The 24,307-nt window shown below is 62.6% G+C and carries 24 protein-coding genes; 13 read left to right on the top strand and 11 right to left on the bottom strand.

What is annotated here, in order from left to right; all coding sequences use genetic code 11:
- Positions 1 to 26 precede the first annotated feature (26 nt).
- From I8746_RS25205 to mreB, 4 genes are all read right to left on the bottom strand, one after another.
- The gene (locus tag I8746_RS25205; protein ID WP_221101157.1) at positions 27 to 638 is read right to left on the bottom strand and encodes a nucleoside triphosphate pyrophosphatase; all 612 of its coding nucleotides are present in this window, start codon (positions 636 to 638) and stop codon (positions 27 to 29) included.
- Between the two features lie 32 nt (positions 639 to 670).
- Positions 671 to 1,159, bottom strand: a complete 489-nt coding sequence (mreD, locus tag I8746_RS25200; RefSeq protein ID WP_003255161.1) for a rod shape-determining protein MreD — start codon at positions 1,157 to 1,159, stop codon at positions 671 to 673.
- The gene (gene mreC, locus I8746_RS25195) at positions 1,159 to 2,211 is read right to left on the bottom strand and encodes a rod shape-determining protein MreC (protein ID WP_221101161.1); all 1,053 of its coding nucleotides are present in this window, start codon (positions 2,209 to 2,211) and stop codon (positions 1,159 to 1,161) included. The genes mreD and mreC overlap by 1 nt, the downstream gene beginning before the upstream one ends.
- A gap of 165 nt (positions 2,212 to 2,376) precedes the next feature.
- Positions 2,377 to 3,414 (bottom strand): rod shape-determining protein MreB, encoded by a 1,038-nt coding sequence (gene mreB, locus I8746_RS25190; protein ID WP_003255163.1) that lies wholly within the window; start codon positions 3,412 to 3,414, stop codon positions 2,377 to 2,379.
- Between the two features lie 205 nt (positions 3,415 to 3,619).
- Between mreB and gatC the strand changes: the two genes are divergently transcribed.
- The 5 genes from gatC (at position 3,620) to I8746_RS25165 (ending at position 8,438) form a co-directional block, all read left to right on the top strand.
- Complete coding sequence (gene gatC / locus I8746_RS25185; protein ID WP_003255165.1) at positions 3,620 to 3,907, top strand: Asp-tRNA(Asn)/Glu-tRNA(Gln) amidotransferase subunit GatC; 288 nt, start codon at positions 3,620 to 3,622, stop codon at positions 3,905 to 3,907.
- Positions 3,908 to 3,922: 15 nt separating this feature from the next.
- Positions 3,923 to 5,374 (top strand): Asp-tRNA(Asn)/Glu-tRNA(Gln) amidotransferase subunit GatA, encoded by a 1,452-nt coding sequence (gene gatA / locus I8746_RS25180; protein WP_003255167.1) that lies wholly within the window; start codon positions 3,923 to 3,925, stop codon positions 5,372 to 5,374.
- Between the two features lie 11 nt (positions 5,375 to 5,385).
- On the top strand, positions 5,386 to 6,831 hold the full coding sequence (gene gatB / locus I8746_RS25175) for an Asp-tRNA(Asn)/Glu-tRNA(Gln) amidotransferase subunit GatB (RefSeq protein WP_003255169.1): 1,446 nt from the start codon (positions 5,386 to 5,388) through the stop codon (positions 6,829 to 6,831).
- 128 nt (positions 6,832 to 6,959) lie between these two features.
- A complete protein-coding gene (locus I8746_RS25170; RefSeq protein WP_003255170.1) occupies positions 6,960 to 7,334 on the top strand; it encodes a septal ring lytic transglycosylase RlpA family protein in 375 nt (124 codons plus the stop codon).
- Between the two features lie 60 nt (positions 7,335 to 7,394).
- Complete coding sequence (locus I8746_RS25165; RefSeq protein ID WP_221101156.1) at positions 7,395 to 8,438, top strand: calcium/sodium antiporter; 1,044 nt, start codon at positions 7,395 to 7,397, stop codon at positions 8,436 to 8,438.
- A gap of 143 nt (positions 8,439 to 8,581) precedes the next feature.
- Here the strand turns inward: I8746_RS25165 and I8746_RS25160 are convergent, their stop codons facing one another.
- The 3 genes from I8746_RS25160 to I8746_RS25150 form a co-directional block, all read right to left on the bottom strand.
- Positions 8,582 to 9,943: an amino acid permease gene (locus I8746_RS25160; RefSeq protein ID WP_047604989.1), complete on the bottom strand. Its 1,362-nt coding sequence runs from the start codon at positions 9,941 to 9,943 to the stop codon at positions 8,582 to 8,584.
- Between the two features lie 56 nt (positions 9,944 to 9,999).
- The gene (locus tag I8746_RS25155) at positions 10,000 to 10,941 is read right to left on the bottom strand and encodes an AEC family transporter (RefSeq protein WP_012051304.1); all 942 of its coding nucleotides are present in this window, start codon (positions 10,939 to 10,941) and stop codon (positions 10,000 to 10,002) included.
- A 193-nt stretch (positions 10,942 to 11,134) separates the two neighbouring features.
- On the bottom strand, positions 11,135 to 12,022 hold the full coding sequence (locus I8746_RS25150) for a hypothetical protein (RefSeq protein WP_003255174.1): 888 nt from the start codon (positions 12,020 to 12,022) through the stop codon (positions 11,135 to 11,137).
- Between the two features lie 161 nt (positions 12,023 to 12,183).
- Here I8746_RS25150 and olsB point away from each other — a divergent pair, with 161 nt between their 5' ends.
- Positions 12,184 to 12,939 carry an L-ornithine N(alpha)-acyltransferase gene (olsB, locus tag I8746_RS25145; RefSeq protein ID WP_012051301.1) on the top strand — a complete coding sequence of 252 codons (756 nt, stop codon included), beginning with the start codon at positions 12,184 to 12,186 and terminating at the stop codon, positions 12,937 to 12,939.
- Positions 12,939 to 13,727 (top strand): lysophospholipid acyltransferase family protein, encoded by a 789-nt coding sequence (locus I8746_RS25140; protein WP_014755428.1) that lies wholly within the window; start codon positions 12,939 to 12,941, stop codon positions 13,725 to 13,727. Before olsB ends, I8746_RS25140 begins: the two co-directional genes overlap by 1 nt.
- A gap of 112 nt (positions 13,728 to 13,839) precedes the next feature.
- Here the strand turns inward: I8746_RS25140 and I8746_RS25135 are convergent, their stop codons facing one another.
- Positions 13,840 to 14,424, bottom strand: coding sequence for an ACP phosphodiesterase (locus I8746_RS25135; RefSeq protein ID WP_012051299.1), 585 nt, complete (start codon positions 14,422 to 14,424; stop codon positions 13,840 to 13,842).
- Between the two features lie 150 nt (positions 14,425 to 14,574).
- Here I8746_RS25135 and I8746_RS25130 point away from each other — a divergent pair, with 150 nt between their 5' ends.
- Both I8746_RS25130 and I8746_RS25125 read left to right on the top strand, forming a co-directional pair.
- Entirely contained in the window at positions 14,575 to 14,877 is a 303-nt protein-coding gene (locus tag I8746_RS25130; RefSeq protein ID WP_003255178.1) for a helix-turn-helix transcriptional regulator, read from the top strand.
- 17 nt (positions 14,878 to 14,894) lie between these two features.
- The gene (locus I8746_RS25125) at positions 14,895 to 15,944 is read left to right on the top strand and encodes an alkene reductase (RefSeq protein ID WP_003255179.1); all 1,050 of its coding nucleotides are present in this window, start codon (positions 14,895 to 14,897) and stop codon (positions 15,942 to 15,944) included.
- A 95-nt stretch (positions 15,945 to 16,039) separates the two neighbouring features.
- On the opposite strand, the gene I8746_RS25120 is transcribed toward I8746_RS25125, so the two are convergent.
- The 3 genes from I8746_RS25120 to I8746_RS25110 form a co-directional block, all read right to left on the bottom strand.
- Entirely contained in the window at positions 16,040 to 16,909 is an 870-nt protein-coding gene (locus tag I8746_RS25120; protein WP_221101155.1) for an ATPase, read from the bottom strand.
- 73 nt (positions 16,910 to 16,982) lie between these two features.
- Positions 16,983 to 17,975 (bottom strand): NAD(P)-dependent oxidoreductase, encoded by a 993-nt coding sequence (locus I8746_RS25115; protein ID WP_003255182.1) that lies wholly within the window; start codon positions 17,973 to 17,975, stop codon positions 16,983 to 16,985.
- Between the two features lie 49 nt (positions 17,976 to 18,024).
- A complete protein-coding gene (locus I8746_RS25110) occupies positions 18,025 to 18,915 on the bottom strand; it encodes a LysR family transcriptional regulator ArgP (protein ID WP_003255184.1) in 891 nt (296 codons plus the stop codon).
- A 101-nt stretch (positions 18,916 to 19,016) separates the two neighbouring features.
- Here I8746_RS25110 and I8746_RS25105 point away from each other — a divergent pair, with 101 nt between their 5' ends.
- From I8746_RS25105 to I8746_RS25090, 4 genes are all read left to right on the top strand, one after another.
- Positions 19,017 to 19,616 carry a LysE/ArgO family amino acid transporter gene (locus tag I8746_RS25105; RefSeq protein ID WP_221101154.1) on the top strand — a complete coding sequence of 200 codons (600 nt, stop codon included), beginning with the start codon at positions 19,017 to 19,019 and terminating at the stop codon, positions 19,614 to 19,616.
- A 271-nt stretch (positions 19,617 to 19,887) separates the two neighbouring features.
- Positions 19,888 to 20,484, top strand: a complete 597-nt coding sequence (locus I8746_RS25100; protein WP_003255187.1) for a superoxide dismutase — start codon at positions 19,888 to 19,890, stop codon at positions 20,482 to 20,484.
- 249 nt (positions 20,485 to 20,733) lie between these two features.
- Positions 20,734 to 22,785: a bifunctional diguanylate cyclase/phosphodiesterase gene (locus I8746_RS25095; protein WP_221101153.1), complete on the top strand. Its 2,052-nt coding sequence runs from the start codon at positions 20,734 to 20,736 to the stop codon at positions 22,783 to 22,785.
- Between the two features lie 159 nt (positions 22,786 to 22,944).
- Positions 22,945 to 24,279, top strand: a complete 1,335-nt coding sequence (locus tag I8746_RS25090; protein WP_221101152.1) for an imelysin family protein — start codon at positions 22,945 to 22,947, stop codon at positions 24,277 to 24,279.
- Positions 24,280 to 24,307 lie beyond the last annotated feature (28 nt).

Here is a 24,307-nt window from a genome sequence, read left to right as displayed (position 1 = left end):
ATGATGGATGGCGTATGCACTGCTGGCTACTGCGGGTTTGTTACCTCTGGCGTATGCGCGAGCGATTGCCAGCAGGCGATGCCGAACTGGCCAAGCAAATCGGCCGTTTCACAGAGCGGCAAGCCGACCACCGCCGAATAGCTGCCGGAAAGACCGGTGACGAAGACCGCACCCAGCCCCTGGACGGCATAGCCGCCAGCCTTGTCAGCTGGCTCACCGCTGGCCCAATAGCGTTGCGCTTCATCGGTGCGGATGGCGCGAAAGCGCACTGTGCTGGTCACGCAAAAACTGTGCACACGCTGGCCATCGTCCAGGGCGACAGCGGTCAGCACCTGATGCTCGCGGCCTGACAGGTCAGCCAGCATGGCCAAGGCATCTTCACGGTTTTCCGGTTTGCCGAGAATACGACCATCGAGCACCACGGCAGTGTCTGCGCCGAGCACTACAGCCGGGCCGTCGACACGGGCCAGGCCGGCGGCGGCCTTTGCCCGGGCCAGGCGTTCGACGTAGGCAGGGGCGCTTTCGCTGGGTAGCGGAGATTCATCGATGGGGGCACTGATGACAATGAACGGCACGCCGATCTGCGTCAGCAGTTCACGACGCCGGGGCGAGCCTGAAGCCAGGTATAGCGGGGTCATGCAGACATCTCCCTGTCAGTGGCGCGTTGCCGTCAGTTGATGTGCAAGCGTCGACGCAGGTCGCGCAAGGCAAAGCTGATCCACGGCCAGAGCAAGGCGCTGATCACCGCCGACCAGACCAGCGCCAGGGTGGGCAGGCGGTTGCCGGTCAGTGCACTGAGCCACAGCTGGATCAACTGGGCGATACCAAAGATCACCAAAATGACCAGGCTTTGCTGCCACATGGGGAACATGCGCAGACGCTGCTGCAGGGACAGCACCAAGAAGGTGATGAGGGTAAGGACCAGCGCATTCTGCCCCAGCAGCGTGCCATACAGCACGTCCTCGGCAAGGCCCAGCACGAATGCCGTGGTCATGCCGACCTTGTTCGGCACGGCAAGGGTCCAGAACGACACCAGCAAGGCCAGCCACATGGGCCGGAACACTTCCATGAACTGCGGCATGGGGGAAACGCTGAGCAGCAGGCCGATGGCGAACGTAAGCCAGATGACCCAGCCGTTATTGCGGCGTGATGCAGCCATCATTGCCTCCGGGGTTGAGCGGGTGCGGCCGGCGTGGCAGGTGCAGCAGACGGGGCTGCTGGCTGCGCGACCGGAGTGGCCGGTGCTGCCGGTGTGACCGACGCGGCAGGCGTGCCAGCGGCGGGTGCGACCTGATCACGGGTAGCGGCCGGTTGGCCACCAGGTGCAGCCCCCTTTCGGTCAGCCTCTTCCTGGGCAATGGCGGCATCGGTGGCACGCTGCTCCGGGCTACGCCGGTCACTGAACACCAGCAACATGTAGCGGCTGCGGTTGAGCGCGGCGGTGGGGATGGCACGGACGATGGCAAAGGGCTGGCCGGAATCGTGGATCACTTCGTTGACTGTGGCCACCGGGTAGCCGGCAGGAAAACGCTGCCCCATGCCGGAACTGACCAGCAGGTCGCCTTCCTTGATGTCGGCAGTGTCGGCCACATGGCGCAACTCCAGGCGCTCCGGGTTGCCAGTGCCGCTGGCGATGGCTCGCAGACCGTTGCGGTTGACCTGCACCGGAATGCTGTGGGTGGTATCGGTCAGCAACAGCACCCGCGCGGTATAGGGCATCAACTCTACGACCTGGCCCATCAGGCCGCGGGCATCGAGCACCGGCTGGCCCAGGAACACACCATCACGCTCACCCTTGTTGATCAGAATGCGGTGGGTAAACGGGTTGGGGTCGACACCGATCAGCTCGGCCACTTCAACCTTTTCGTTGACCAGCGCCGAAGAATTGAGCAGCTCGCGCAGCCGCACGTTCTGCTCGGTCAGGGCCGCCAGCTTCTGCAGGCGCCCCTGCAGCAGCAGGGCTTCGGTCTTGAGCTTCTCGTTTTCGGCAATCAGCTCGGTGCGGCTACCGAACTGGCCGGCCACACCTTGCCAGGCACGCTGTGGCAAATCGGTGATCCAGTACGACTCCATCAGCACCAGGCCCATCTGGCTGCGCACAGGTTTGAGCACGTCGAAGCGCGCGTCGACAACCATCAACGCGACCGACATCACCACCAGAACGAGCAGGCGAACGCCCAGCGAAGGGCCCTTGGAGAAAAGCGGTTTAATGGGCCGTTCCTCGTGGACGACTCAGGAGGTCATTGGACATGGAACAACGCACCAGCCTGGTTGCGGGTTGACGGATACGGCGCCCAAACGGGCGCCAGCCCAGCGCATACAGGTAGCACTGTACGTACTACCTGTAAACCGGGCGCTCGTGAACAGCGAGCGGGATCACTCGCTGGAGAGCAGGTCCATCGCGTGCTTGTCCATCATCTCCAGGGCGCGACCGCCGCCACGGGCGACGCAGGTCAGCGGGTCCTCGGCGACGATCACCGGCAGGCCGGTTTCCTGGGCCAGCAGTTTGTCGAGGTCACGCAGCAGCGCACCACCACCGGTCAGCACCAGGCCGCGCTCGGCGATGTCCGAGGCAAGCTCCGGCGGCGATTGCTCGAGGGCGCTCTTGACCGCCTGGACGATGGTCGCCAGCGATTCCTGCAGCGCTTCGAGCACTTCGTTGGAGTTCAGGGTGAAGGCACGCGGTACACCTTCGGCCAGGTTACGACCACGCACGTCGACTTCACGTACTTCGCCACCTGGGTAGGCAGTACCGATTTCCTGCTTGATACGTTCGGCGGTGGATTCGCCGATCAAGCTGCCGTAGTTGCGGCGCACGTAGGTAACGATGGCTTCGTCGAAGCGGTCACCGCCAACGCGGACGGACTCGGCATAGACCACGCCGTTCAGCGAGATCAGGGCGATTTCAGTGGTACCGCCACCGATATCGACGACCATCGAACCGCGGGCCTCTTCAACCGGCAGGCCGGCACCGATGGCAGCGGCCATTGGCTCTTCGATCAGGAACACTTCACGGGCACCCGCACCGAGGGCCGACTCGCGGATGGCGCGGCGCTCGACCTGGGTAGACTTGCACGGCACGCAGATCAGCACGCGCGGGCTCGGCTGCAGGAAGCTGTTCTCGTGAACCTTGTTGATAAAATATTGCAACATTTTTTCGCAGACGCTGAAGTCGGCAATGACGCCGTCCTTCATCGGACGAATGGCTGCAATGTTGCCAGGCGTACGGCCCAGCATGCGTTTGGCTTCGGTACCGACGGCGACAACGCTTTTCTGGTTGCCATGGGTACGGATGGCAACAACCGAGGGCTCATTCAGGACGATACCGCGCTCACGCACGTAAATAAGGGTGTTGGCAGTACCCAGGTCGATAGAAAGATCGCTGGAAAACATGCCACGCAGTTTCTTGAACATGGGAAAGTGACCCTGGGGAAAGCGTGGGTAAAAAAGTGCGGCAAACTCTAACAATGGCAGGGATTTTGGGCAAGGAGCCAATATGTTAAATTGGCTGTTTTTCCGAGCACGCCAGCAGAATTTCGCGGCCGTTAGACCGCCAGAAAGCTGACATGTTCCTCACCGCGGACCCAAATTCCGTTCTTTGTTTCCCTTGGAGATCCTCATGGCGCTTGAACGCTGCGACGTGGAAAAGATCGCCCATCTGGCCCGCCTGGGCCTGAATGATGGCGAACTGCCACGCATTACCGACGCCCTGAACAGCATTCTCGGCCTGGTCGACCAGATGCAAGCGGTCGATACCACTGGCATCGAGCCCCTGGCCCACCCGCTGGAGGCCAGCCAGCGCCTGCGTCCTGACCAAGTCACCGAAAGCAACCAGCGCGATGCCTACCAGGCCATCGCGCCGTCGACCGAAAGCGGTCTGTACCTGGTTCCCAAAGTCATCGAGTAAGGGATAGAGCCTGCCATGCATCAATTGACCCTGGCCGAGATCGCCCGCGGACTCGCCGACAAATCGTTTTCTTCCGAAGAGCTGACCGGCGCCCTGCTGGCGCGCATCAAACAGCTCGACCCGCAGATCAACAGCTTCATCAGCATCACCGACGACCTGGCCCTGGCTCAGGCGCGTGCCGCCGATGCCCGTCGCGCCGCTGGCGAAACCGGCGTGCTGCTGGGTGCACCGATCGCCCACAAAGACCTGTTCTGCACCAACGGCGTACGCACCAGCTGCGGCTCGAAGATGCTCGACAACTTCAAGGCGCCCTATGACGCCACCGTGGTCGCCAAGCTGGCCGAAGCCGGCATGGTCACCCTGGGCAAGACCAACATGGACGAGTTCGCCATGGGTTCGGCCAACGAATCCAGCCATTACGGCGCGGTGAAGAACCCGTGGAACCTCGAGCACGTTCCGGGCGGGTCGTCCGGTGGTTCGGCCGCTGCTGTGGCCGCGCGCCTGCTGCCCGCCACCACGGGCACCGACACCGGCGGCTCGATCCGCCAGCCAGCGGCACTGACCAACCTCACCGGCCTCAAGCCGACGTACGGTCGTGTGTCGCGCTGGGGCATGATCGCCTACGCCTCCAGCCTCGACCAGGGCGGCCCACTGGCCCGCACCGCCGAGGACTGCGCGCTGCTGCTGCAAGGTATGGCCGGTTTCGACGCCAAGGACTCCACCAGCATCGAAGAACCGGTGCCGGACTACAGCGCCAGCCTGAACGCTTCGCTGCAGGGCCTGCGCATCGGCCTGCCGAAAGAGTACTTCGGTGCCGGTCTAGACCCACGCATCGCCGACCTGGTCCAGGCCAGCGTCAAAGAGCTGGAAAAGCTCGGCGCAGTGGTCAAGGAAATCAGCCTGCCGAACATGCAGCATGCCATTCCGGCCTACTACGTGATCGCCCCGGCTGAAGCCTCTTCCAACCTGTCGCGTTTCGACGGCGTACGCTTCGGCTACCGCTGTGAAGAGCCCAAAGACCTCACCGACCTGTACAAGCGCTCACGCGGCGAAGGGTTCGGCGTTGAAGTACAGCGCCGCATCATGGTCGGTACCTACGCCCTGTCGGCCGGCTACTACGACGCCTATTACGTGAAGGCGCAGCAAATCCGCCGCCTGATCAAGAACGACTTCATGGCCGCCTTCAACGATGTCGACCTGATTCTCGGCCCGACCACGCCAAACCCGGCCTGGAAGCTTGGCGCCAAGAGCAGCGACCCGGTTGCCGCCTATCTCGAAGACGTCTACACCATCACCGCCAACCTGGCGGGCCTGCCTGGCCTGTCGATGCCAGCAGGCTTCGTCGACGGCCTGCCGGTCGGCGTGCAACTGCTGGCGCCGTACTTCCAGGAAGGCCGCCTGCTCAACGTCGCGCACCGCTACCAACAGGTGACCGACTGGCATACCCGCGCCCCCAACGGCTTCTGAGGAATTCACACATGCAATGGGAAGTTGTGATCGGGCTGGAAATCCACACTCAGCTCGCCACCCAGTCGAAGATCTTCTCCGGCAGCGCTACCACCTTTGGCTCCGAGCCGAATACTCAGGCCAGCCTGGTTGACCTGGGCATGCCCGGCGTACTGCCGGTGCTGAACGAGGAGGCCGTGCGCATGGCGTGCATGTTCGGCCTGGCCATCGATGCCGAAATCGGCAAGCGCAACGTGTTCGCACGCAAGAACTACTTCTACCCCGACCTGCCCAAGGGCTACCAGATCAGCCAGATGGACCTGCCGATCGTCGGCAAGGGCCACCTGGACATCGCGCTGGAAGACGGCACCATCAAGCGCATCGGCGTAACCCGCGCGCACCTGGAAGAAGACGCCGGCAAGAGCCTGCACGAAGACTTCAGCGGCTCCACCGGCATCGACCTGAACCGTGCCGGCACCCCGCTGCTGGAAATCGTCTCCGAGCCTGACATGCGCAGCGCCAAGGAAGCCGTGGCTTACGTCAAGGCAATCCACGCGCTGGTGCGCTACCTGGGCATCTGCGACGGCAACATGGCCGAAGGTTCGCTGCGCTGCGACTGCAACGTATCGATCCGCCCGAAAGGCCAGACCGAGTTCGGCACTCGCTGCGAAATCAAGAACGTCAACTCGTTCCGTTTTATCGAGCGCGCGATCAACAGCGAAATCCAGCGCCAGATCGACCTGATCGAAGACGGTGGCAAAGTCGTGCAGGAAACACGCCTGTACGACCCGAACAAGGACGAAACCCGCTCCATGCGCAGCAAAGAGGAAGCTAACGACTACCGTTACTTCCCCGACCCCGACCTGCTGCCGGTGGTCATCGAGGACAGCTTCCTCGAAACCATTCGCGCCGGCCTGCCGGAGCTGCCGCCACAGAAGGTCGAGCGCTTCCAGACTCAGTACGGTCTGTCGGCCTACGACGCCAACGTGTTGGCTTCCAGCCGCGAACAGGCTGACTACTTCGAAGAAGTGGTGAAGATCGGTGGTGATGCCAAGCTGGCGGCCAACTGGGTCATGGTCGAACTGGGTAGCCTGCTGAACAAGCTGGGTGTCGAAATCGATCAGGCGCCGGTCAGCGCTGCGCAACTGGGCGGCATGCTGCTGCGCATTCGTGACAACACCATCAGCGGCAAGATTGCCAAGACCGTGTTCGAGGCCATGGCCGCCGGTGAAGGCGATGCCGACAGCATCATCGAGAGCAAAGGCCTGAAACAGGTTACCGACACGGGTGCGATCGACAAGATGCTCGACGAAATGCTGGCAGCCAATGCCGAGCAGGTCGAACAATATCGCGCAGCCGATGAGGCCAAGCGCGGCAAGATGTTCGGCTTCTTCGTCGGTCAGGCCATGAAAGCCTCCAAAGGCAAGGCCAACCCGGGGCAGGTGAACCAATTGCTCAAGGCCAAGCTCGAAGGGTGATGGTTTTACCCCTGTAATGCTGCGAGGGCTTCGCCCTCGTTCGCGGCTGAAGCCGCTCCTACACAAGCCAGCGTTTTCCCTGTAGGAGCGGGTTTACCCGCGAATGGTCGCACCGGAGAGCACCTGACTTGCTAAAACGTTCCCTCGGCACCCTCGCCCTGTTTTCTTTCCTGGCCGGCTGCGCCAGCCATGACATCGACCCGCGCGGCTACGACCAGACGGGCACCGCTTCCTACTACGGCTCGCGCCACCATGGCAAACGCACCGCCAGTGGCGAACCGTTCAACCAGCACGGCCTTACCGCCGCGCACCGCAGCCTGCCCTTCGGCACACGTGTACGGGTGACCAACATGGCCAACCAGCGCAGTGTGGTGGTACGCATCAACGACCGTGGCCCGCACACCCGCGGCCGCCTGATCGACCTGTCTCGCGCAGCAGCAGAAAAAATCGGTATGCTCCGTAGCGGAACAGCGCGCGTGCGCGTACAAGGGCTTAGCGACTGACGCGACAGGAGTCCGACCATTTTCGACCTGGCCACCCTTCCCACTTTTAGCCTGCTGCAAATGGGCGTTGCCCTGTTGTTGCTGATCGGTGGCGCCGAGCTATTGGTGCGCTCCGCCTTGCGCCTGGCGCAGCGCCTGCACGTTCGCCCGCTGATCATAGGCCTGAGCCTGGTGGCCTTCGGCAGTACCGCGCCACAATTGACCGTAAGCCTGCAGGCCGCCTACCAGGGTGCGCCGGATGTGGCAGTAGGCAGCGTGATCGGTAGCAACATCTTCAATGTACTGGTCATTCTCGGCCTGGCCGCGCTGATCATCCCGCTGCGGGTGTCACGCCAGCTGGTGCGCCTGGACATTCCCTTGATGATCCTTGCCAGCGGGCTGGTGTATGCACTGTCCGCCAATGCCCACCTGGGCAGGGTTGAAGGGGCACTGCTATTGCTGGGGCTGGCCGGTTACCTGGCAATGCTCTGGCATCAGTCGCGCCATTACGCACGCACCTACCCGGCCCCGGACGCCGCCAGGTCCGGTGCCGGGCGCTTCTGGTCAGGTACGCTGCTGCAGATACTGGTCGGCCTTGGCCTGCTGAGCCTGGCGGGCCACTTGCTACTGGAAGCTGCCATCGAGATGGCCACCGACCTGGGCCTGTCCGAGCGTATTATCGGCCTGACGGTCGTCGCCATCTGCACCTCCATGCCGGAACTGGCCGCTGCGCTGATCGCCGCCTTGCGTGGCGAACGGGAGATCGCCGTGGGCACGGTGATCGGCAGTAACCTGTTCAACCTGCTGGCCGTACTGGGCCTGACCGCACTGATCACCCCGGAACCCCTGTCGATCTCGCCTAACGCGCTGTCTTTCGATCTGCCTGTAATGCTCGGCGTTGCTGTCCTGAGCCTGCCAGTGTTCTATTCCGGTTACCGCATTACTCGCGCAGAAGGCCTGGTGTTTCTTTGCCTGTACCTGGCCTACGGCCTTCATGTGGCGGCTTTTACCATGGGTATGCCGCTGGCTGGCCGCCTGGAGCGATTGATGCTGTTCTATGTACTGCCGGTGCTCGCTACGGTGTTGCTGTACACCACTGTGCGTGCCTGGCGGAGGCAGCATTGAGGGGCATGGAAGGGGAACGCGTCAGGGCCGCCAGACGCATGCCTTTAGGCTTTCATCGCCTGTGAGATCGAGCGCCGCCCGCGCGGCGCTCGATCTCACAGGCGCCGAAAATCTAACGGCATACCCCTTACGAACAAACCCGATCAGCCCTTGGCCTGGCGAGCCTTCTTCAGCTTGAAGGCCACCCACAGCACAGCGATCCATGCAGGGATCAGCATTACCGAGATGCGAATCGGCGGCGTCAGGTACATCACCACCAGGATCAGCACGATGAACGCCAGGCACAGGTAGTTGGTCAGTGGGTGCCCCAGGCTTTTGTAGAAGGGGGTGATCCCGGCGGCCAGCTTGGCCTTGCGGAATTTGAGGTGGGTAATGCTGATGCTCGCCCAGTTGATCACCAACGCGGACACTGCCAACGCCATCAGCAAGCCAAAGGCCCCGCCCGGCATCAGGTAATTGATCAGCACGCACAGGCCGGTCGCAAAGGCCGACACGGCCAGCGCAGTCAGCGGTACGCCGCTACGGCTCACCTTCAGCAACTGACGCGGCGCATCGCCCTGGCTGGCCAGGCCGAACAGCATACGGCTATTGGCGTACACACAGCTGTTGTACACCGAGAGCGCAGCCGTCAGCACCACGATATTGAGGATGGTCGCCACCAGGTCGCTGTCCAGTTCGTGGAAGATCATCACGAACGGGCTGCCGCCCTGCACCACCTTCTGCCAAGGGTACAGCGACAACAGCACTGCCAAGGCACCGATGTAGAAAATCAGGATACGGTACACCACCTGGTTGGTGGCCTTGGGGATGCTCTCGCGCGGGTTGTCAGCCTCGGCAGCCGTGATACCGACCAACTCCAGGCCACCGAACGAGAACATGATCACCGCCAGGGCCATTACCAGACCCGTGACGCCGTTAGGGAAGAAGCCGCCGTACTGCCACAGGTTGGCCACGCTGGCATCCGGGCCGCCATGACCGCTGCCCAGCAACCAGGCACCAAAGCCGATCATGCTGACGATGGCTACTACCTTGACCAGGGCGAACCAGAACTCCATCTCGCCATAGACCTTTACCTGGGTCAGGTTGATCAGGTTGATCACCACGAAGAAGATCGCCGCCGTGGCCCAGGTGGGGAAGTCCGGCCACCAGTACTGCACGTAGATACCGACCGCCGTCAGCTCGGCCATGCCGACCAGCACGTACACCACCCAGTAATTCCAGCCTGAGACAAAGCCGGCGAACTCGCTCCAGTATTGGTGGGCGAAGTGGCTGAAGCTGCCGGCAACCGGCTCTTCCACCACCATTTCGCCCAGCTGGCGCATGATCAGGAAGGCCATCAGGCCGGCGATGGCGTAACCCAGCAACACGGAGGGGCCGGCCAACTGGATGGTCTGGGCAATGCCCAGGAACAACCCGGTACCGATGGCCCCGCCCAGCGCGATCAGCTGGATATGGCGATTCTTCAGCCCGCGCTGTAACCGCTCGGGCTTGCTCTGGTCTTGCATGAAGTGTCCTTTAGCTCAGTGAGGCAGTGTTGTTGCTGTTATTTGCAGTCAAGGATCTAGATCCATCCGCCCCACTGCAAGATGAAAATACCAATGTTGGTGGTGATCGCCGCCATTAGCGTGGTAATCACGATGATCGACGCGGCCAGTTCATGATTGCCGTTGGCCGCCCGCGCCATCACGTAGCTGGCCGCAGCGGTCGGGCTGCCTATGTACAGGAACAGGATGCCCAGCTCCGCCCCGCGAAACCCGCACAACCAGGCCCCAAGGGTGCCGAGCAGCGGCAGCCAGAGCATTTTCACGAGGCTGGCATCGATGGCCAGCCGGCCACAGTTACGCAGCGCTGCCAGCGACAGCGTGCCACCGATACAGATCAGCGCCAGCGGCAGGGTCATCTGTGCCAGGTAGTCGCCTGAGGTCAGCAGCCAGTTGGGCAATGGCACCTGGCCGTAAGCCATCGGCGCGGCCACCAGCACGCTGATGATCAGCGGGTTGCTGAAAATGCTCTTGCAGATGCTCCACGGGTCGGACTTGAGGTCCGGGCTGTACACCGCCAGTACCACCGCTGACAGCGAGTTGTACATGAGGATGACCAGGCCTGCGAGCACCGCCCCCAGGGATATGCCATAGTCACCGTACAGGCTGGCGGCCAGGGCCAGGCCGATCACACCGTTGTTGCCGCGGAAGGCGCCCTGGGTATAGATGCCTCGGTCGGCCATCGGGCTGCGCCAGATGGCCATGCCCCAGGCAATGGCGAAACCGACCAAGGTGGCGACGATGAAATACAGGATGACACCGGGCTTGACCGCTGCGGCCAGGTCGGCGTGGTAGATGCCGAGGAAGAGCAGCGCCGGCATGCAGACGTTGAATACCAGCTGCGAGGCGACGCGGTTGAAGTTGTCGTCGATCAAGTGAATGCGTTTGAGCAGGACGCCCATGAACAGCATGGCGAAAACCGGTGCCGTGATGTTCAGGGTCTGGATAAGAAGGGCGAGCATGCGCAAGCGATCCTGGAGGGGTTGCCGTCAGGCGGCCAATGATACGTCAACGGCTGGGATTTGCGGGGATCAAGCGCGATAAAAGGACATGTCTTTCAGGTTTTCTGCTACCAGTACCGGCCGCTTTGCACCTAACCCCGCCCCCACAGGTACCACGCCGCGGCTCATCGGTTCACACAAACCTGTCAGCCATTCATGACAAACCCGCAGCAACCCACGCCTTGTTCAGCCGCTTCTCCCGTGCCGACGCCGCCAGCGCCATCACCCCTTGATCACGCTGCCAGATGTGCGCCCAATGCCCCGGCCCTGTCGCCAACGCCGCATCGATCTCCCCCCGCAACGCCTGGAACTGTGCAAACAACCCGCCCAGCAACAAGTGACAACCCATGCTATCGGCACACTGCCGGCTACCCTCGGCGCAGCCGGCCAACAGCCCAAGCAACTGCAGGCGAAGCCCCTGCGGCCAGGCGCACTCCTGACCAACGCCATACAACCAAGCGGTCAGCGCCGTGAGCACATACAAATCCTCCAGCGAACGGAACGGCTTCACGTAGGCATCCCAGCCGTCACCGGCCAGCAACTCGCACGATGCCTGCTCCAGCAGCAGTCGGCCGTGCCCGACTTCCGGCATCAGCGGCAGGGTCGGCAATGGCTCCAGTGTCACCCCCGGCTCCCCGGGGTAGACCACCGCCAGGCTCAGTTGCGGCGCCGCGCCAGCCGCTTCGCTACGCGCCGCCACCAGCAACCACTCCGCCTCCAGGCCTGCGGTAACGAAGTCTTTGCAGCCCGACAGCCGCAGAGCGTCCAGCCGTGTGTGCATGTCTGCTGGCCGCACGCTGCGCCGCTCGGTGGCACACAAGGCGCCAAGGCTGTGCGGCGCACTGGGCCACAGCACGCGAAGGGCAGCCTGGTAACCCACCAGGAAGGCCAGGCCCGGGGTGGCCATTGCACGCCCACCCAGTACCGCCAATTCGAACGGGGCAACCGGGCCGAGGCGCTCAAGCAGGGCGGCGTAGGTTTCGCCCAGGGTGCCTGTCGGCGCGAGACGAAGCGGATCGTTGAGTCGTTGCAACCAGGCCATGGAACAGCTCCTTGCTGGAGGGCTTTCAGTTAAGGCTCAGGGTGTGTCACGCAAGCATCACCAAATATTCACAGGGGTGACACTGGGTCTACCTAGGCTGACTTTGCACAACAAAGCCGACCGGCCGCAACCCTTCTTGGCTGGCTTATGGAGACCTCGTAATGACTCGGATCGCTACCGCTGGCGACTACAGCACCGAACGCCGTCTGCAAGCCGAACGCCTGGTTGGCGCCGCGGCGCTGCAAGAAGCCCAGGCTCTGCGCTACACCGTATTCAGCGCAGAATTCAAGGCCAAGCTCAAAGGTGCCGAGCAGGGCCTGGACATGGACGACTACGACGTGCACTGCCGCCACATTGGTGTACGCGATATGAGCACCGGCGAACTGGTTGCCACCACCCGCCTGCTCGATCACCAGGCCGCCAGCAGCCTGGGCCGTTTCTACAGCGAAGAAGAATTCAGCCTGCACGGCCTGCTGCAGCTGCAAGGCCCGATCCTCGAACTGGGCCGTACCTGCGTCGCCCCCGACTACCGCAACGGCGGTACCATCGCCGTGCTTTGGGGCGAACTGGCCGAGGTGCTCAACGAGGGCCGCTACAGTTATCTGATGGGCTGCGCCAGTATCCCCATGCAGGACGGCGGCGTGCAGGCCCATGCAGTGATGCAGCGCCTGCGTGAACGTTACCTGTGCACCGAACACCTGCGTGCCGAGCCGAAGAACCCACTGCCGAAACTGGCCCTGCCCAATAACGTCATTGCCGAAATGCCCCCGCTGCTCAAGGCCTATATGCGCCTGGGCGCAAAGATTTGCGGCGAGCCATGCTGGGACGAGGATTTCCAGGTGGCAGACGTGTTCATCCTGCTCAAACGCGACGAGCTGTGCCCACGCTACGCCCGCCACTTCAAGGCGGCGGTCTGATGCCAAAGTTGCGGGTACTGGCCCGCCTCATCCGACTGCTGCTGGTGCTGGCGCAAGGCATGCTGATGGCCAGCATTATCGCCTTGGGCGAACGCTTGGGCTTCAAGGCGCCGATCGAACGGCGCCAGCGCTGGACCTGCCTGTTCATGAAGCGCCTGGTCGCCGCCCTGCCCTTCGACGTCAAGGTAGTTGGCGAACTTCCACAGCGACCGATGCTATGGGTCAGCAACCATGTTTCCTGGACCGACATCCCCCTGCTTGGCATGCTCACGCCGCTGTCTTTCCTGTCCAAGGCCGAAGTGCGCCACTGGCCAGTGGCCGGCTGGCTGGCGGAAAAGGCCGGCACGCTGTTCATTCGCCGTGGTGGTGGCGACAGTCAGCGCCTGCGCGAACAGATCGCCGGGCAACTGGGGCTGGCCCGCCCGCTGCTGATATTCCCCGAAGGCACCACTACCAGCGGCCGCATGTTGCGCACCTTTCATGGCCGCCTGCTGGCAGGTGCCATCGACCGTGGCGTGGCAGTGCAGCCAGTCGCTATCCAGTACCTGCGTGATGGCCAGATCGACCCGGTAGCGCCGTTCATTGGTGAGGACGACCTGGTGTCGCACCTGATGCGCCTGTTCGCCCTGCCGCGGGGCGAGGTGTGCATCCACCTCCTGCAGCCAATAGGTAGCGTGGGCAAGGAACGTGCGGTGCTGGCATTGCAGGCACAGCAGGCGATTCACCTGGCGCTGTTCGGGGTTGAAGACATGGAGATGGCGCCACGTCGACAGGCGCGGGCTGCCTGAATGCGTGTACTGCCTGTTCTGGCCCTTTCGCGGGTGAACCCGCTCCTACACCGAGCGCATTGCCCGTAGGAGCGGGTTTACCCGCAAAGGGGCCAGAATCACCCACACACCTCTAACTGTCAGACATCCGCCCTACCGCCGCAAACGCCTGCAGTTGCGGGTAGAACTCGCGAAAATCCGCCAGCAGCGGCTCATACAGCCGCTCCAGTTCCACCATCACCCCAGCCATCCCCTCAGGCCGCGACAAGCGCCGGGCAATGCCGTTGAACACCTGCTCCAGCGTGTCGAAATCGCCATACGCCCCTAGCCAGTCATCCGCTGCCATGAACGGCGCAATCCGCGCCAGCCGCCCAGGCAGCTCGGGCTCTGCCAGCAATACCCGATAAAACGCACCAGTGAACTGCTCCAGCGGCTGATCGGCGTAGTTGCCCCAGTGCCGTGCCAGGCAATGGTCGAAAAACACATCCAGGACGATGCCGGCAAAGCGCCGCCGCTCGCGCGGAAAACGTGCCAGAGCCGCCAGCACCACCGGATGCTGGTCAGTGTAACTGTCGATATGCCGGTGCAGTCGGATGGCCGCCTCCAGCGCAGGCGGAAAGCGCCCTTCCAAGGAGCCTTTGACAAAGTCGCCATACAGGCTGCCAAGCAGTTGTTGCGGCGCCGGGCCGCCCAGGTGCAAGTGTGCGAGGTAGTTCATGAGCGCAGTCTAGCATCGCCACCCAGCATATCGTTATAACGCGATATATCGATTCGTGCTCAGCTCAGAACGCCTTCGTATTTGTATATCGGAATTCAGCGAATTATATTTCGGCCTATCGCGATATACCGCTACAACGAGCCTCAAACCATGCCACTCGATCTCGACGAAATCATAAAAGCACTGGCCCACCCGGTCAGGCGAGAAATTCTCAGCTGGCTGAAAGACCCGGCAACCCAGTTTCCGGACCAGTACCACAGCACCGAAAACGGTGTGTGTGCGGGGCAAATCGACCAACGCTGCGGCCTGTCGCAGTCGACCGTCTCTGCCCACCTGGCCACGTTGCAGCGCGCCGGGCTGATCAGCAGCCAGAAGATCGGCCAATGGCACTTCTTCAAACGCGACGAAGCCACCATCCAGGCGTTCCTCGAACAACTGCGCCAAGCACTTTGACAAGGCAGGTAACCACAATGACCACGCTTTTCGATCCGATCAAACTGGGCGACCTGCAACTGCCCAACCGTATCATCATGGCCCCGCTCACCCGCTGCCGTGCCGATGAAGGCCGTGTGCCCAATGCGCTGATGGCCGAATACTACGTACAACGTGCCAGCGCCGGGCTGATCCTCAGCGAGGCCACTTCGGTCAGCCCAATGGGCGTCGGCTACCCAGATACCCCCGGCATCTGGAACGATGAACAGGTACGTGGCTGGAACAATGTGACAAAGGCCGTACATGCCGCGGGCGGTCGCATCTTCCTGCAGCTGTGGCACGTGGGTCGTATCTCCCACCCCAGCTATCTGAATGGCGAACTGCCTGTGGCCCCCAGCGCGATCCAGCCCAAGGGCCATGTGAGCCTGGTGCGCCCGCTGAGTGACTACCCTACCCCGCGGGCGCTGGAAACCGAAGAAATCAACGACATCGTCGAGGCCTACCGCAGTGGTGCCGAAAATGCCAAGGCTGCCGGTTTCGATGGTGTGGAGATCCATGGCGCCAACGGTTACCTGCTCGACCAATTCCTGCAAAGCAGCACCAACCAGCGCACCGACCGTTACGGTGGCTCGCTGGAAAACCGCGCGCGCCTGCTGCTGGAGGTGACCGATGCGGCCATTGAAGTGTGGGGCGCGCAGCGTGTAGGTGTGCACCTGGCACCGCGAGCCGACGCCCATGACATGGGCGACGCCGACCGCGCCGAGACCTTCACCTATGTGGCCCGAGCGCTGGGCAAGCGCGGCATCGCCTTCATCTGCTCGCGGGAGCGGGAAGCCGACGACAGCATCGGGCCGCTGATCAAAGAGGCATTCGGTGGCCCGTACATCGTCAACGAGCGGTTCGACAAGGCCAGTGCCAATGCGGCCCTGGCCAGTGGCAAAGCGGATGCCGTGGCGTTTGGTGTGCCGTTCATCGCCAACCCTGACCTGCCGGCACGGCTGGCAGCGGATGCGCCGTTGAATGAGGCGCGGCCTGAGACTTTCTATGGCAAGGGGCCGGTGGGGTACATCGATTACCCGCGGTTGTAATCAAGATTGCCGGGGCGCAGCTCAATCGGCGTACACCGTACATAGTGGGAGCGGCGTTGTGTCGCGATAGGAGGGCAACGCCCTCCCCTGCGGCGTCACGGCCGAGCGTTGATCTGTTGCTGCAGGTTCTGAATCTGGCTCTGCAGCGTATTCAGGTTACGCGTCATCTGCGCACGGAAGGCATCGAACTCCTGCACCGAAGCACCACTGGATGACGCGGCGGCCGGGCGGTTGTCGACCTGGCTCTTCAATACCAGCATGTCCTGCTGCAGGCTCTGAATCTCAGCGCTCGGGTTGCCCTGTTTCTTCAAGGCCGCCACCTCGCTACCCAAACGCTTGAGCTGGCCGTCCAGCTGGCCGCCATCCACCTGTGAGGCTTTCAACGCGGCAACCTGCTCGCTCAGGCTCTTCAACTGGGCATCCAGCTTGCCACCATCGACCTGGCCCGAACGCAGCGCCGCCAACTCGCCATTCACCAGCTTCAGTTGCGCCTGCAACTGGCTTTGCAGCTCGGTCACAGCCTTCTGCTGTTCTCGGGTATCGGCCAGCACCTGCTCCAGACGCTTGCCCAGGTCGCCGGTCTGCCCGGCAACACCCTGCTGCAACTGGCGAAGCTGTAGCTTCAATGCCTCACTGCTGGTAGTGGCGCCCGACTCACTGGCCGCCACCTTGCCACTGATCGCCTGAAGGCGGCCAGCCGCCTCTTCACTGATGCGGGCAAAGCTTTCCTGGGTCGCCACCAGTTGCTGCTCCATCAGCGAGATCTGCTGAAAGCTCCACCAACCCAGGCCCGCCAACGCGATGAACGCGGCACCGATCAACGCCCACAACGGCGCCGTGCTGGCCCCGCGGGCGGCTTTCTGGCGGCTGCGGATCACATGCGCCGGCATCAGTTCGTCATCATCAACGGTGCCCGCCCGCAAGGCAGGCACGTCATCAAAGTCATCGTGAGCATGGTTACGCATGGATACATTCAACCGCGGTAGTCACAAAGAGGCACGAGTATAAACCGCCAGCGCGGCGCATTGATGACCATTGTCAGCCGGGCGGCAAATGCTTCCACCAGCCGCAGAATTCATCCAGCGCCGTCCACAGGCTGACCTTGGGCTGGTAGTCCAGGTACTGCCGGGCACGGCTGATATCCAGGGTGAAATCACGGCTCATCACCTGCATCCCCAGGCGCGACAAAGTCGGTTGCGGGCGCCCTGGCCATAACATGCAGGCCGCCTCGTTCAGCGCGGCCAGGCTATAGGCAAGGCCATAGGAACGGTAGCGGGTCACCTGGGGAAGCTGCATCTGGCGCATCACGTAGTTGACCACGTCCCACAGCGGCAGTGGCTGGCCGTTGCTTATGTTGTAAGCCTGGCCCAGCGCCCGGTCATCAGCGAACAATGCACTTAGCAGCGCCTCGTTGAGGTTGTGCACACTGGTGAAATCGACCTTGTTCAGGCCGTTGCCGATGATCGCCACACGCCCTTTGCGCTGCATCTGCATCAGCCGCGGGAAGATACTGGCATCGCCCGCGCCGGTAACGAAGCGCGGACGCAGCGCCAGCACTTCCAGGCCGAACTCCTGGGCACCGAACACTTTCTGCTCGGCCAGGTACTTGGTTTGCCCATAGTGATCGTGGAAGCGACGCGGTACCTGGTCTTCACGGACGTCCAGACGCGAACGGCCATTGAAGTAGATCGACGGCGAAGACAGATGCACCAGGCGCCGTACGTGCTCTTTCAGGCAGCCCTCGACCACGTTCTCGGTCACCACCACGTTGCCTTGGTAGAAATCCTGATAGCGCCCCCAGTTACCCACCGCGCCAGCGCAATGCACCACGGCTTCGACACCCTGGCACAAACGCCGGGCCAGCTCGGCGTCACCCAGATCACCCGGGATGAACTGTGCGCCACGCTTGACCAGATGCTCGACCCCTTCGGCACGGCGGCCGCTGACGCGCACGTCCAGGCCTTGCTCCAGGGCGAAACGCGCAAAACGCCCGCCAATGAAGCCACTCGCGCCGGTGACCAGAATTCGCATGTAACACTCCGTCTTGCCAGATTTCAGATGCAACTGACGCCAGCCACGGCTACAAGGGCACCAGCCAATGCTGTGCGGTGTGCCGCAGGTGGTCGGTCAGTTGCGCGAGCAATTGCCCGCCATTGCGCCAATGATGCCAGTACAGCGGCACATCGATAGGGGTATCGCGGCAGATTTCCACCAATTGCCCACTGGCCAGTTGCTCCCGGGCCTGCAGTTCGGGCACCAGGCCCCATCCCAACCCGGCCTCGGTCATGCGCAGGAAGCCTTCGGATGAAGGGCACAGGTGGTGCAGGAAACCACCCTCTATGCCCAGCGATGCCAGGTAGCGATGCTGCAGGAAATCGTCCGGGCCGTACACGATCGCTGGCGTACGGGCCAGGCGGCTGGCGACAAAACCTTGGGGGAAGTGCCGCGCCATGAACACGGGACTGGCCAATGCCCGGTAGCGCATGGCCCCCAGTGGCAAACTGCGTGCGCCGGCTACCGGCCGCTCGCTCCCACACAGGCAGGCCGCCACTTCGCCGGCACGCATGCGCTTCAGGCCCACTTCCTGGTCCTCAACCACCAGGTCGGTCAGCACGTTCTGTTGTGCGCAGAAGTTGCCCACCGCGCCGGCCCACCAGGTGGCCAGGCTATCGGCGTTGAGGGCGATACGCAGGCGCTCCGGCATGCCCTCTTCATCCAGCGCCGGTACCTGGCGCTGCAGGTCGCGTTCAAGCAGGCGCACCTGCTGCACATGGTTGAGTAGCTGCCGACCGACTTCGGTCGTGCCGGGCGGCGAGGCACGTACCAACACCGGCTGGCCGACCCGCGCCTCAAGCAACTTGATGCGCTGGGAAATGGCCGATTGCGACAAGCCCAGCACCTGCGCCGCACGCTCGAAACCGCCTTGTTCGATCACTGCCGCGAGGGCAGCCAGCAGCTTGTAGTCGAACATCGATTTTCCTAATGGGTGATCAGCTTTATTTGTTTTTCTTATACAGCGCCGAACATCACAATGGCCAGCACCTTCCGTGACCCTTTTTGGAGAGCCCTGCCATGTGGCAAAGCTATCTCAATGGCATGCTGGTGGCCTTCGGCCTGATCATGGCCATCGGCGCCCAGAACGCCTTCGTCCTCGCCCAGAGCCTGCGCCGTGAGCATCACCTGCCGGTGGCAGCGCTGTGCATCGTCTGTGACGCCGTCCTCGTGGCCGCCGGGGTATTCGGACTGGCCACCGTGCTGGCACACAACCCGACCTTGCTGGCAATCGCCCGCTGGGGCGGCGCAGTGTTCCTGATCTGGTACGGCGCCAAGGCGCTGCGCAGTGCCTGCTCCAAGCAGAGCCTGCAGCACCAGCAAGGCCAGGGCGTTCGCTCACGTCGCGCCGTACTGCTCAGCGCCCTGGCGGTGACCCTGCTGAACCCGCACGTGTACCTCGATACGGTGTTGCTGATCGGCTCGCTGGGCGCCCAACAGTCCGCCCCTGGCGCCTACGTGGCCGGTGCGGCCAGCGCTTCGCTGCTGTGGTTCTCGACCCTGACCATTGGCGCGGCGTGGCTGGCACCGTGGCTGGCGCGGCCTGCGACCTGGCGCATGCTCGACCTGATGGTGGCGGTGATGATGTTCGCGGTGGCGGCACAATTGATCTTCAACTGACCTCGGGGCTTGGTGCGGCATATTCATCGCCTGCCAGATCGAGCGACGCTCGCCTTCACTGGCAACACCAACGCAACGGCGAGCCACTGGTCGGTACAGCCCAACCCCTCCGGAACCTCTATTCCCTATGTTTGTTGCGTGGTTATGCGCCGGGCCCGGTGCTATGATCCAGCCCTTGCGTCGCAAAGAGTACAGACTCGCCGACGCTTATCGGGCCGCCCGTGATCGGCCTTGCGCAAACCGCAAACAGACCTGAATCAGGAGATCCACCATGGCTTTTGAATTGCCGCCGCTGCCGTACGCCCATGATGCCCTGCAGCCGCACATCTCCAAGGAAACCCTGGAGTATCACCACGACAAGCACCACAACACCTATGTCGTGAACCTGAACAACCTGGTCCCAGGCACCGAATTCGAAGGCAAGACCCTGGAAGAGATCGTCAAGAGCTCTTCGGGCGGCATCTTCAACAACGCCGCTCAAGTCTGGAACCACACCTTCTACTGGAACTGCCTGTCGCCAAACGGCGGCGGCCAGCCTACCGGTGCACTGGCTGACGCCATCAACGCCGCTTTCGGTTCCTTCGACAAGTTCAAGGAAGAGTTCACCAAGACTTCGGTTGGCACCTTCGGTTCCGGCTGGGGCTGGCTGGTGAAGAAAGCTGACGGTTCCCTGGCCCTGGCCAGCACCATCGGCGCCGGCTGCCCACTGACCAGCGGCGACACCCCGCTGCTGACCTGCGACGTCTGGGAACACGCCTACTACATCGACTACCGCAACCTGCGTCCGAAGTACGTCGAGGCGTTCTGGAACCTGGTCAACTGGGCCTTCGTTGCCGAGCAGTTCGAAGGCAAGACCTTCAAGGCCTGAGTCATTCGGCCTTGAACGAGAAACCCGGCCATGTGCCGGGTTTTTTTGTGCCTGTGTTGCCGCAAACAGGCTGGCACGGTTTTGCTTGCTCAGGCCGCATACCACGCTAACATCAAACGTCTGGAAGATTGATACAGCGCATTCAAGTTGCGGGGTCAGGCAACCGATACACTGCTCATGATCGGCCGGTAGTGTATCGTCATCGTTGATGGCAAAATGATGCCATGCGCATGGATTAAGGAAACCCCATTGAAGCTGGAATTGCGGAACAGCTTGTCGGTCAAGTTGCTCAGGGTCGTGCTGCTGTCGGCGTTGGCGGTTGGCGTCGTGCTCAGCTGTGCGCAAATCGTCTATGACACCTACAAGACCCGCCAGGCCGTGGACAACGATGCCCAGCGCATCCTCGACATGTTCCGCGATCCCTCGACCCAGGCGGTTTACAGCCTCGACCGTGAAATGGGCATGCAGGTCATGGAAGGCCTGTTCCAGGACGAATCAGTGCGCATGGCCTCCATTGGCCACCCCAACGAAACCATGCTGGCAGAAAAGTCCCGCCCGCTGCAGGACATGTCCATGCGCTGGCTCACCGATCTCATCCTCGGCCAGGAGCGCACCTACACCACGCAACTGGTCGGCCGTGGCCCTTACAGCGAATACTACGGCGATCTCAGCATTACCCTCGATACCTCCTCCTACGGCAAAGATTTCCTGATCAACGCGGTGATCATCTTCATATCCGGCGTGCTGCGGGCCATGGCCATGGGCCTGGTGCTTTACCTGATCTACCACTGGCTGCTGACCAAACCGCTGTCGAAGATCATCGAGCACCTCACCCAGATCAACCCTGACCGCCCCAGCCAGCACCAGATACCGCTGCTCAAGGGCCACGAGAAAAACGAACTGGGCCTGTGGGTGAACACCGCCAACCAGTTGCTGGCCTCGATCGAGCGCAACACCCATCTGCGCCACGAGGCGGAAAACAGCCTGCAGCGCATGGCCCAGTACGACTTCCTCACCGGCCTGCCCAACCGCCAGCAACTGCAGCAGCAACTGGACAAGATCCTCGTCGACGGCGGCCGCCTGCAGCACCGTGTGGCAGTGCTGTGCGTTGGCCTGGACGACTTCAAGGGTATCAACGAACAGTTCAGCTACCAGGTCGGTGACCAGTTGCTGCTGGCCCTGGCCGATCGACTACGCGCCCACAGCGGCCGCCTGGGCGCTCTGGCGCGGCTGGGCGGCGACCAGTTCGCCCTGGTACAGGCCAATATCGAGCAGCCCTACGAGGCTGCCGAACTGGCGCAAAGCATCCTTGATGACCTGGAAGTACCGTTCGACCTCGACCACGAGCAAATCCGCCTGCGTGCGACCATCGGCATCACCCTGTTCCCCGAAGACGGTGATAGCACCGAAAAACTGCTGCAGAAAGCCGAACAGACCATGACCCTGGCCAAGGCCCGCTCGCGCAACCGCTACCAGTTCTATATCGCCAGCGTCGACAGCGAGATGCGTCGCCGTCGCGAACTGGAAAAGGACCTGCGTGAAGCCCTGCCCCGCAACCAGCTTTACCTGGTGTATCAGCCACAGATCAGCTACCGCGACCACCGGGTGGTTGGCGTAGAGGCCCTGCTGCGCTGGCAGCACCCGGAACTGGGCATGGTGCCACCCGACCAGTTCATCCCCTTGGCCGAGCAGAACGGCAGCATCATCAGCATCGGCGAATGGGTGCTTGACCAGGCCTGCCGGCAACTGCGCGAATGGCACGACCAGGGCTTCAGCGACCTGCGCATGGCGGTCAACCTGTCTACCGTGCAACTGCACCACAGCGAGCTGCCACGGGTGGTCAACAACCTGCTGCAAGCCTATCGCCTACCACCGCGCAGCCTGGAACTGGAAGTCACCGAAACCGGCCTGATGGAAGACATCAGCACCGCCGCCCAGCACCTGTTGAGCCTGCGCCGCTCCGGGGCGCTGATTGCCATCGACGACTTCGGCACCGGCTACTCGTCCCTCAGCTACCTGAAGTCGCTGCCCCTGGACAAGATCAAGATCGACAAGAGTTTCGTTCAGGACCTGCTCGACGATGATGACGACGCCACCATCGTTCGCGCCATCATCCAGCTGGGCAAGAGCCTGGGGATGCAGGTGATCGCCGAGGGCGTGGAAACGGCCGAGCAGGAAACCTACATCGTTGCCCAGGGTTGCCACGAGGGCCAGGGCTACCACTACAGCAAGCCTCTTTCGGCCCGTGAACTGACCCACTTCCTCAAACAAGCGCAACGCAACCGGGTTTCGGTGTCCTGAGGCCACCTGCCCGGTTACAGGCCGTGCCCCTGATTTACATGAATTGCGCGCCCGCCTCTTTACAGCAAATGCAAATCTTTCGCATGATGTTGTAGTTTTGCGTGCCACGGCGCACGGTCCACCCCTTTGGTCCAACCACACGATGCAGGAAAACCAATAATGATTCGAATGCCTCTGGCCTCCGCCAGTCTGCTGGCCATTGCCATCGCCCTCGCCGGTTGCGGTGAAGGCAAGGACGAAAAAGCCGCCGCGCCGCAAGCCCAGGCACCTGCTGCCGCCACCACCGCTGTTGCGCCAGGGGCTGTCGACGAAGCCGCCGGCAAAGCCGTGGTCAAGCATTACACCGACATGGTCTACGCCGTGTACAGCGACTCGCTGAGCACTGCCAAGACGCTGCAGACCGCAGTCGACGCGTTCCTGGCCAAGCCCAACGACGAAACCCTGAAAGCCGCCAAGGAAGCCTGGTTCGCCGCGCGCGTACCGTACCTGCAGAGCGAAACCTTCCGCTTTGGCAACACCATCATCGACGACTGGGAAGGTCAGGTGAACGCCTGGCCCCTGGACGAAGGCCTGATCGACTACGTCGACAAGAGCTACGAGCACGCCTTGGGCAACCCGGGGGCCAGCGCCAACATCATCGCCAACACCGAGATCCAGGTGGGCGAAGAGAAGGTCGACGTCAAGGACATTACCCCCGAAAAACTGGCTAGCCTGAACGAGCTGGCTGGCTCCGAGGCCAACGTTGCCACGGGCTATCACGCCATCGAATTCCTGCTCTGGGGCCAGGACCTGAACGGCACCGGCCCTGGCGCTGGCAACCGCCCGGCATCCGACTACCTGGAAGGCCAGGGCGCCACCGGCGGCCACAACGACCGCCGCCGCGCCTACCTCAAAGCGGTTACCGACCTGCTGGTCACCGACCTCGAAGAGATGGTCGGCAACTGGACACCGAACGTCGCCGACAACTACCGCGCCAAGCTGGAAGCCGAGCCTGTCAACGACGGCCTGCGCAAGATGCTGTTCGGCATGGGCAGCCTGTCGCTGGGCGAACTGGCTGGCGAGCGCATGAAAGTTTCGCTGGAAGCCAACTCGCCAGAAGACGAGCAAGACTGCTTCAGCGACAACACTCACTATTCGCACTTCTACGACGCCAAGGGCATCCGCAACGTCTACCTGGGCGAGTACACCCGCCCGGACGGCACCAAGCTGACCGGCCCTAGCCTGTCGTCGCTGGTCGCCAAGGTTGACCCGGCCGCCGATGCAGCCCTCAAGGCCGATCTGGAAGCCACCGAGGCCAAGCTTCAGGTGATCGTCGACCACGCCCTCAAAGGCGAGCACTACGACCAGCTGATCGCCGCCGACAATGCTGCCGGCAACCAGATCGTGCGTGACGCCATCGCCGCCCTGGTCAAGCAGACCGGCTCGATCGAGCAGGCCGCGGGCAAGCTGGGCATTGCCAACCTGAACCCGGACACTGCGGATCACGAGTTCTGATCATGCTGTAGCGCTTCATCGAAAACGC

This window comes from Pseudomonas sp. USTB-Z, assembly GCF_019691255.1.
Lineage (GTDB): Bacteria > Pseudomonadota > Gammaproteobacteria > Pseudomonadales > Pseudomonadaceae > Aquipseudomonas > Aquipseudomonas alloputida.
This window is presented reverse-complemented; position numbering and strand designations above follow the sequence as displayed.